This window comes from Magnetococcales bacterium (assembly GCA_015232395.1).
Lineage (GTDB): Bacteria > Pseudomonadota > Magnetococcia > Magnetococcales > JADFZT01 > JADFZT01.
The window spans coordinates 1-9673 of sequence record JADFZT010000119.1; the positions used below are offsets into that span (position 1 = coordinate 1).

The window sequence follows — 9673 nt, forward strand, 5'->3', positions numbered from 1 at the left end:
CAGGGTGATATGGGCGGTCAAGGCGGTCAGGGCGGCCAGGGTGATATGGGCGGTCAGGGCGGCCAGGGTGATATGGGCGGTCAAGGCGGCCAGGGTGATATGGGCGGTCAGGGCGGCCAGGGTGATATGGGCGGTCAAGGCGGTCAGGGCGGCCAGGGTGATATGGGCGGTCAAGGCGGTCAGGGCGGCCAGGGTGATATGGGCGGTCAGGGCGGCCAGGGTGATATGGGTGGTCAAGGTGACCAAGGCGGCCAAGGTGATATGGGTGGTCAAGGTGACCAAGGCGGCCAGGGTGATATGGGTGGTGAAGGCGATATGGGTGAATATGGCGACGGTTCCTCTTCGCCCCCTCACCCGGATGGCTATGTCAATCCATTCATTGAGCCCCTCTTTGATGGCGATTCGAGCGGTTCACCCGCCTGGGGGCTGGATGGCGATGCCGGAACCTGGACCCTGCCCATCGACTATGATGCCGTGGATCAGGATGGAGACACCTTTGTAATCTCTGGTGATTTAGTGGGAGATACCGGTGACTATCTGCCACCGGAAGCGAGTGGTCCTGATGAAAATGGGGATTACACCATCCAGAGCTGGCCCATTGAAAGTGTGACCGATAATGGTGATGGCACCGTGACCCTGAACGTGGAGATCGGTGAGTACAATGAAGCCGGTGACGGGGGCGGACCCGACGGTGAAGGCGGGCCTGATGGTGAAGGTGGACACCACGGTGAAGGTGGCCCCGATGGTGAAGAGGGCATGGATGAAGGAGTCACCGAATACAACGAGGATGGCTCCGGCACCACCACCTATCCCGATGGTTCGGTGGAAACCTTCAATACCGATGGTTCCGGCACCTGGACCGGGGCAGACGGCTCCACAGCCAGTTGGAATGCCGATGGTTCCGGTACCTGGACCGATGCCGATGGCTCCACCGGCACCATGAATGCCGATGGTTCCGGCTCAGCCACCTGGGCAGACGGCTCCACCGAGCAGTGGAATGCCGATGGTTCCGGCACCTGGACCGGGGCAGACGGCTCCACCGCTTCCTGGGATGCCGAAGGTAACGGTACCTGGACCGATGCCGATGGCAACACCGGTAGCTGGAGTTCAGATGGCTCCGAAACCATCACCTGGGCTGACGGCACCACCGAAACCTGGGGTGCTGACGGCAGCTATACCGTCACGGATGCCGATGGCAACATCGTCGAAGAAGGCCAGATGGAGACGGGTGAGTTCCATCACGATGACGGCGGCACCGAGGTGTGGAACGAAGATGGCTCCTGCACCTATACCGATGCTGACGGTACGGTTTCCACCTACAATACCGATGGCTCCGGCTCCACCACCTACCCGGATGGTTCTGTCGAAACCTGGGATGGTGATGGCAACTACACGTATGAAGGCAGTGACGGCACCACCATCATCGAAAATGCCGACGGTTCCGGCAGTATGGTGGATGACTACGGCACCTGCTCCTGGGATGCCGACGGCAATGGCACCTGGACCGATGTAGACGGCTCTACCGGTGTCTGGAATGCCGATGGCTCGGGTAGTTATACCGATGCCGACGGCTCCAGCGGCACCTGGAATGCCGATGGCTCGGGTAGCTATACCGATGCTGACGGCAACACCACCGAGTGGGATAGTGCGGGCAATATCCTCTAATCCGAGGAGACAACCTGATCGTATCTGAATGAATGCCTGATCTCTGAAAACCCCTCCGGTCACTGGTTCCTGATAAAGGCCGGAGGGGATTTTTCCTGGATCAAAGCACTTACTTTGCATCTGTTAAGCATCATGATTTCAGCCAGAGAGAGGGGAAGGGAATGGCCGAAGCAAAAAAAACCGCTAAGGCGGAAGCCTTGAAAAACAAGGCCAAGCTACAACAAAGACAGGCCCAGGCTTTTGCCAAAGCGCAAAGAATCAAGCATATGATGAGTAAACCCAAACCCCGGATCAAAGCACCACCCAGTTGACCGTTGGCGGCCTCCCACCCCTCCCTGCAATCCATCAGGAGAGAGAGGGGTGGAAGGCCGTCATATCCCGGGGTATGCATGGGAACTGTTTGCTTGAACCGAACCCTTTTCTTCCGCTCTCAAGGAAAGGGGAGATGATGTGCCACCTTAAACGTAAATTATTGTTTATATTTGACTTGTTTGATAAATTTTTTTTAGAACCCTTTTCTCTCACAGCCTCAAAAAACCAGCCAAAAAACCAGACCAGGCTTGGCCCCGGGGGTAGCGTTCCGTTATCTTGTCTCTGTTTGTCCTATAGCAATTCCATTTGAGAATTGGACATATGCTGTTCCTTTTTTGCCGTCATTCCCGCGAAGGCGGGAATCCAGAAGGGCTGGCACAAACCAGCCTAAAGCTTGGCGTCATTTTCAGCAAAATTCCCAGCTTCCTGAAGGTTTGATTTTTTCTTTAGTGCAAACATAATCTCCCTGGATCCCCGCCTTCGCGGGGATGACGTATCAGGAGAGTGTGCCCAGTTTTTAATAAAACGGCTATATCTCCTCCATACGCCCCATTTTCCAGGATCCAAAAGGGTGATATTTCTCCCATGACGGAGCCCACTGCCACCGCCAAAAAACCAGCACCGCCCCCATCCGGATCCCCCCCCGCCGGCGCCATCCGAAAACGGATCAAGCCCACCCCCCGCAAACCCCGCTCCGAAATCCCGGCTCGGATTATCCAGCTGCAACAAGAGGTCAAATATCTGGAATTTTCCAGAGACCTCACCCGGGAGTTTGTCCGCTCCACCGGCTCCATGAAAAAGGTGATGGATGAGCTTTTCAAGCGGGTGCTGGAGGTGATGGAAGCGGAGGCAGGCTCCCTGTGGCTTTTTGAGGCGCGCAGCGGACAAAATATCTGCCATCTGGCGGAAGGCCCCGCCAAGAAAAAAATTCTCGGTCTACGCCTGCCCAAGGGGGAAGGAATCGTCGGCCAGGTCATCGAGCGCAACCAACCCGAAGTGGTGCTGGACTGCACCGAGGATGAACGCTTCGCCTCCCAGGTGGATCAACGCACCGGCTTTAATACCGCCTCTTTGATCTGCACCCCCCTCTCCGACGGAGACGAAGCCTTTGGGGCGATTCAGATCGTCAACAAAAAAAGCGGCCTGTCCAAACGATTCAGTGACGATGACCGGCGTCTGGTGGAAGATCTGGCCCGAGCCGCCGGGGTCGCGGTACGCAATGCCCGGCTGCTGGAGAGCGAAAGCCGGGTGAAGGAGATGCACACCCTGATGGAGGTCTCAGGCCAGGTGGTCTCGACGTTGGATCTGGACCAGGTGCTGGTGATGACGGTGAACCTGGCCGGGGAGCTGGCGGAGGTCTCTTCCGGGGCGGTGGCCCTGCTGGATGAAACCAAGGATACCCTTTTTCTGGCAGCCCTCTCCGGTGGCCGTCCCCTGGACCCCAAGGATCCCACCCAGATCACTCTGTTGGGCTTTATGGAGCAGGTCCGCAAGGCAGGACGCACCTCCTATGTGGCAGATGTGGTGAAATATCGCAAGCAGAGCGGCGACAAACCCAACGCCTGGGCCGACTATCTGGAAGAGCACGAAATGAAATCCGCCTGGGTCACTCCCCTGACCGATGATGAAGGCACCCTGGGGGTGCTCTTTTTGGAGAGTGAGCAGGCCTATTTTGCCGCCAAGGGCAAAGCGGACATGCTGTTTATCCTGGCCAACCAGGCCACGGTCGCCCTGCGCAATGCCAGCCTCTTTCAAAAGATCCCCTTTGCCGCCGTGCTGGGTAAGATGGGGGAAGGCTCCAAGCGGCTGATTTCCGGCTGGCGACGTACTGCATTGATCGGCCTGATGGTGGTAGGCATCGTCTCCGGCCTCCACTATCTGCCGATTTTCCGTTCGGTCTCCGGCCCCTGCCTGGTGGAGTCCCGTTTTGGCCGGGGGATCTATCTGGAGGTGGCAGGCCGCATCAGCACCACCCACGTCAAGGAGGGGGATTGGGTCAACGCCGGGGACCACCTGGCCTCCCTGGACGACACCCCCATTCACCTGCGTCTGGTGGATGCCGAATCGAAGCTCGCGATCCTCGACCGGCAGATCATCGAAGCCAAAGCCGCTTCGGACACCTCGGCCATGAGCCGAGCCACCATCGAACGGTTTGCCGCCCAGGCTGAAGCCCGACAAGCCCGCTTGGATATGCAAAAAGTAAAAATCCGCGCCCCCATGTCCGGCATCGTCCTCACCCCCCGGCCAGCAGAGCTGATCGGTCGGGAGTTTGCCGTCGGTTCGGAAATCCTCCGCCTGGCCGATCCCGGGCGTTTTACGGTGATGGTGGAAATTCCCGAAGAGGATGTCCTGGATATCCAACCCGGACAGCCCGTCCGTGGGGTACTCCGCTCCCGCCCCGGACAGGGCTTTCGCGGCGAGGTGGTCCATGTGGGGCGGGCTTTCAGTGTGCCGGTGGAAGCCTTGGAAGAGGGGGTGATGGACACCACTCCCCCCGAAGGATTCGCAGCTGAAGTAAAGGTGCTGCAAAGTGACGTCACCCTGCGCCCGGGCATGACCGGACAGGCAGAAATCGCCACCCCCGAGACCTCCATTCTGGTGCGTTTCATGCGGCGGATGATCAACGCCTACACCTTCTGGTTTGGCGGCTAGGCCGTGGAGCCCCCTCCTCCCTTACGTTCCGACCTGAAAGTTCGTGAGCTGACCCAGCGGGGTGAGACCACCTTTATCCTGAAGGAGCCGGATAAGGGGAGCTATTTTCGCTTCGATGCCGAACAATATTTAATGCTTACCCTGTTTGACGGCAAGCGGGATGGGGAGGCTCTGCTCGCGGCTTTTGATGAGGCGAGCGAGGTGTATGAATATGATCTGGAGGGGCTGCAGGAGCTGGCCCAATCGGCCCAATCCTATCAGCTGCTGGAGCGCAACCAGGAAGAGCTGAGAGCCGCCTATCTGGAAAAGCTCCGCAGCCAACGCCGGGGGCGGCGTTTGCAGGCGGAAGGGTCGATGCTCAACATGCGCTTCCACCTGGTGGATCCCAACCGCCTCTTCAACAACACCATCGACCGGGTGCGTTTTATCTGGAATCCGGTTTTCGTCAAGGGCAGCTTTGTATTGATGGCCCTGGCGATTTTTATCGGCTTTGCCAACGGCACCCGATTTTTGGATGATTTTGAACGGGTCTTTTTTTATTCCCAGCAAGGGGTCTGGAATTTTTTCAACATTTGGCTGGTGGCTCTGGGGGCCATCGCCCTCCACGAAGTGGGTCACGGCCTCACCTGCAAACATTTTGGCGGGGATGTGGACGACATGGGCTTTTTGCTCCTGGTCTTTCAGCCCTGTCTTTACTGCAACGTCAACGACGCCTGGCTGTTTGAAAACACCCGCCACAAAATTTATGTCGCCCTGGCCGGGGTTTGGTTTGAATTGATCCTGGCTGCCCTGGCGGTTTTCATCTGGCTGCTGGTGGATGTGGATCACCCCATCGGGCGCATCGCCTTTATTCTCATGACCATCTCCACCGCCTCATCGCTGTTCATGAACCTCAACCCCCTCATGAAATTTGACGGCTATTATATTCTTTCGGACTTTTTGGAGATTCCCAACCTGCGGCAAAATGCCATCGCCTGGTTTTCCTACCAACTGAAAACCCGGATTTTTCGCCTGGAGATGGAACGCCCCCTGGAGAGCAACCGCCGGGAGGAGCGAATCTATCTGATCTATGGATTTTTGATTGTGGCCTATCTGACCATCATGTTGTCGGGTATTGCGCTGATTGGTTACGATTTTATCGCCCAGGGGATGGGGACTTTCGGCATCATCGCGTTTTTGATCGTCGTACTGAAGCTGGTGCGACGTCTCACCGGCTCCTGGGCCGCCACCCTCAAGGAGGTTGGGATGAAGGTGTTGTTTTCGACCCCCCGCAGACGAGTTACCTCCGGTATCATCGGGGCGCTCTGTCTGTTTCTGCTCTTTTTCTGGAGCCCCCGGGTCTCCATCGTCACCACTGGTGAGGTAACGGGGCAAGCGCTGGTGTTCCACGCCCCGGAGAGCGGCGCCATCACCGCTGTGGGGTATGGCATGGATCGGATGGTGCGGGCGCTGGGACATCATGCCCTCCAGGAAAGCGCCCTTCCCCACCACCACGCTCCAGCAGAAGCCATCGATCAACAGCGCCCCGCCGGAGATGACCCCCTCGATCCCCTCCCCACCAGTCAGCGGCTGCTCTTTCGCATGGAGGCCCCGGAACTGGCCCTTGAGATCAGCCGTCTGGAAGCCCGGGAGCGGGGGCTTCTGCTGGATCGGCAGCTGGCCAGAATGTTGGATGATCGGGGGGGAATGCGCCGCTCCCTGATCCAGATCGATTCGGTCTCCCAACAGATCGCCTCCCTCAGAGAGCGCCTGACCCGCCTGGATGTGATGGTTCCCCGGGGCAACTGGCAGGTGGACGGCCCGCCACCCATCACCCTGGAGGGACGTTATTTCCATCGGGGAGAGCCGATCATCACCCTGATTCCAGCCCACGCCCGAGAGATGAACGTCCTGCTTCCCCAATCGGATCTGGCTCTGGTAGAGTCTGGAAACGGGGCGTTGATCCGCCTGCTGGGAGATCCAAAACAGATCTATACGGGAAAGGTGCACCACGTCACCCCGGTGGCCAAGGTGGATGGCCCCAACCGACTGTTTCAGGTGCGCATCGGCCTGGAGATCCCCCCGGGCTCCTCCCCCCCGCCCCCCGGTTTGAGTGGCGAAGTGCGAATCGTGGGAGATAATCGCCCCCTCTGGGAACACCTCCTGAGACCCATTCGCTCCACCCTGCGGGCTGATTTGTGGATTTGACCGAGAAATAAGTAGAGGCAAGGAGAGGTAACGCGGGGTGGTGGGAGACAACAGGCGTGAAGCTGGGAGATGAAAGAGCGGGCACGGGGAGAAGGGGTGTGATAAAACCACGGAGTGGCCCTGATCGATGGGGTCCACCATGCGATTGGAAAATATTCGAAACCAGCATCACCGGGAGAGGGATGTAGCGCCCATGAAAATCCGGCAAACAAACCATCACCACCCACCCACCTGGTCCATCTCGGGTATCGGGGGATGGCTGGCTCTCTGTCTGCTGCTGGTGAACATCTCTGCCGCCCAGGGGGGAGAGGATCGGGATCTGTCGGTGCATCTGCGGGGGGTGGTGCTGCCAGTCAAGCAGTCAAAGCTGGCCCTCTCCCAGTCGGGCACCCTGGTCTCTCTGATTCGGGAAGGAACGGTGGTCAAAAAAGGGGCGGTGCTGGCCCAACTGAAAGAGCGCTCTCCCCGTCTGGAGGTGGCTCGGATGAAGGGGGCGTTGGCGGGGGCCAAGCTCGATCTCACCCAGGCCAAGGGGGCCCTGGAAGTCGCCCAACTCTCTCTGGAGATGGCCCGCCATGAGCAACAAAAAACCGCCCGTCTGCAAGGGGAATCCATCGTCTCCCGGATGGCGGTGGAAGAGGCGGAATTTTCGGTGCGTCAAGCCCGGTTTGGCGTACGGGGAGCGGAGCTGGCGGTAAAGGGCGCTGAAAACAGCGTCAAGCTCGCTGAAAACAGCCTCCAATCCGCCCGCTTGAGCCTCTCCGGTTATCGACTGGAAGCCCCCTTCGATGGAATTGTCACCCATGTGATGGCCCAACCGGGAGAATGGACTGCCATGGGCAATCCCATCCTGGAGCTGGCGGATATGAATCACTTACAGATGATCATGGATGTCCCCCCGGCGCTGTTGCAAAATTTAACCCCCGGCACCAAAACCGATGTGCTGGATCAAGGCCGCAAGGTGGGGGTGGCCCGGGCGGAAACCCTCATGCCGTTTGTGGATCCCGCCAGTGGTTTGCAGAGAGTCATCTGGCAGGTCACCCCCCAAGCGGGGCAGGTGCTGTCAGGCCGCTACATGACCCTGCGCCAGTGGCAAAACGAATGATATAGCAATTCGAATCAAGAATTGGACATATGCCGCTGTACTTTTGTCGTCATTCCCGCGAATGCGGGAATCCAGAGTTGTCTGGCACGAACCTTTCCAGATCTTGCTTCACTTTCAGCAAAACACCGGCCTTTCTTGAAGATTTGATTTTTCCTTGAGGGCAATCATCAGCCCCTGGATCCCCGCCTTCGCGGGGATGACGAGTCAGGGAAGAGTGTCCAATTTTGAGATAGAATTGCTATAGTGCTCCACCAAAGGGACCGTGCCTGCCGAAAGGGTCCTATCTGCCGAAGGGGCCGAGCTGGATTTCGGATCAAAAAGGGGGGGGAACAATGAACCAACGCGTTGGTTGGTGGATTCCGGGCTTGATGATGGCCGGGCTTTCAACCCTGGGGGCACCCATTGGGGTAGCCGCCCCCCTCGCCCCTGTTCAAGAAGCTCCCCCCGCTGAAAAAACATCCCCTGGCCAGGAGGGGATGATTTTGGCCCGGGAAGCCACCCTGGAAAAATCCCTCTCCGAAACCAAAACCATCCCGCTCCCTGCCGCCACCAAGGGAATCACTCTGGATGAATGCCTGGCCTTGGCTTATCAACAAAACCTGGGACTCGCCATCAAACGGGAGGCGGTTTTGGGTAAACGGGCCAGCGAGTCGGCCAAATTCAGAAAAATGCTGCCATCGGTCAACCTGGAATCAAGCCGCTACGATTACATCCAAAACACCGAATCCGGCGGCAGCCTCGCAGAATCCTATGAATCGTCCATCACCATCACCCAGCCCCTCTATCGGGGAAAGGCCCTCTGGAGCAGTTGGAAGAGTGCGGGTATCAGCAAAGAGCAGGCAAGCCTGGATGCCGAACGACAAGCAGAAACCCTCACCCGGGATGTCAAAAAAATCTGGTATCAGCTCCTGGAAGCCGATCAACTGCTGACGGAGACGACTTCCTCCCTGGAAAGGCTGCAACAGCACGAAAAAAATGCCGAGGCGTTTTATCAGGAGGGGCGTTACTGGCGCAATGAGGTGTTGCAGGCTCGGGTGGAGGTGGCCCAGGGGGAGCAAAAGGTGATCGAGTCGAAAAACAAGGTCGCCCTGGCCAAATCCCGCCTGAACCGCCTGTTGAGGCAACCCCTGGAAACACCCCTGAATCCCCAAGGGGATCTCAGCTGGCAGGATCTTTCCTGGAGCCTGGAGTCAGCCTATGATCATGCCCAGGGGGAGCGGCCTGACCTGAAAAAAGCGCATTTGGCCATCGAGTCGGGAGAGTGGGGGGAGGAGAGCGCCCGGGCGGGGATGTTGCCGACGGTGGATCTTTCGGCCAGCTGGAGTTGGGAGGCGGACGATATCCATTATCGGGATACCGATACCGAAGGCCATATCTCCTTGAATCTGGATTGGGATATCTGGGAGTGGGGCCGCACCCGTCAGGAGGTCGCCGCCGCCCGCTCCACCACCCGGCAAAAGCGCCTGAGCCATCAGGAGATGGTAGATAAGGTGCGTCTTGAAGTCAGAGAAGCGTTCCTCAACGCCCAGGAGGCTTCACTACGGGTAGGGGTTCTGAAAAAAGCCCTGGAGCAGGCGGAAGAAAACTATCGCGTCAACCAGATCCGCTATCGGGAGCGCCTGGGAACCGCGACGGATGTGTTGGATGCCCAGGAACTCCTCACCAAAACCCGCAAGGACCACATCTCCGCCCTGAGCAGCTATCTCCAAGCCCTGGCCACCCTGGATTTTGCCGTGGGCCGGGAATTTTCAG

7 protein-coding genes are annotated in these 9673 nt (G+C 58.3%); 6 read left to right on the forward strand and 1 reads right to left on the reverse strand.

Annotated elements, in window-relative coordinates; translation table 11 throughout:
* Window positions 1–354, reverse strand: a 354-nt coding sequence (locus tag HQL52_19100; GenBank protein ID MBF0371551.1) for a hypothetical protein, incomplete at its 3' end; no start/stop codon positions are given.
* On the opposite strand from HQL52_19100, the gene HQL52_19105 reads away from it, so the two are divergent.
* From HQL52_19105 to HQL52_19130, 6 genes are all read left to right on the forward strand, one after another.
* Complete coding sequence (locus HQL52_19105) at window positions 316–1665, forward strand: hypothetical protein (GenBank protein MBF0371552.1); 1350 nt, start codon at window positions 316–318, stop codon at window positions 1663–1665. The two genes, HQL52_19100 and HQL52_19105, sit on opposite strands and share 39 nt — an antisense overlap.
* A gap of 161 nt (window positions 1666–1826) precedes the next feature.
* Entirely contained in the window at window positions 1827–1976 is a 150-nt protein-coding gene (locus tag HQL52_19110; GenBank protein MBF0371553.1) for a hypothetical protein, read from the forward strand.
* A 586-nt stretch (window positions 1977–2562) separates the two neighbouring features.
* On the forward strand, window positions 2563–4629 hold the full coding sequence (locus tag HQL52_19115; protein MBF0371554.1) for a GAF domain-containing protein: 2067 nt from the start codon (window positions 2563–2565) through the stop codon (window positions 4627–4629).
* 3 nt (window positions 4630–4632) lie between these two features.
* The gene (locus HQL52_19120) at window positions 4633–6816 is read left to right on the forward strand and encodes an HlyD family efflux transporter periplasmic adaptor subunit (GenBank protein ID MBF0371555.1); all 2184 of its coding nucleotides are present in this window, start codon (window positions 4633–4635) and stop codon (window positions 6814–6816) included.
* Between the two features lie 193 nt (window positions 6817–7009).
* Window positions 7010–7921: an HlyD family efflux transporter periplasmic adaptor subunit gene (locus HQL52_19125; GenBank protein MBF0371556.1), complete on the forward strand. Its 912-nt coding sequence runs from the start codon at window positions 7010–7012 to the stop codon at window positions 7919–7921.
* 332 nt (window positions 7922–8253) lie between these two features.
* Window positions 8254–9673 (forward strand): TolC family protein (locus tag HQL52_19130; GenBank protein ID MBF0371557.1); only part of this gene is annotated, 1420 nt, incomplete at its 3' end.

What these genes read in the sequence shown, in the direction of transcription:
- HQL52_19105 (MBF0371552.1), top strand. Translation starts at nt 316, where the DNA reads ATGGGTGAATATGGCGACGGTTCCTCTTCGCCCCCTCACCCGGATGGC.
- HQL52_19110 (MBF0371553.1), top strand. Translation starts at nt 1,827, where the DNA reads ATGGCCGAAGCAAAAAAAACCGCTAAGGCGGAAGCCTTGAAAAACAAG.
- HQL52_19115 (MBF0371554.1), top strand. Translation starts at nt 2,563, where the DNA reads ATGACGGAGCCCACTGCCACCGCCAAAAAACCAGCACCGCCCCCATCC.
- HQL52_19125 (MBF0371556.1), top strand. Translation starts at nt 7,010, where the DNA reads ATGAAAATCCGGCAAACAAACCATCACCACCCACCCACCTGGTCCATC.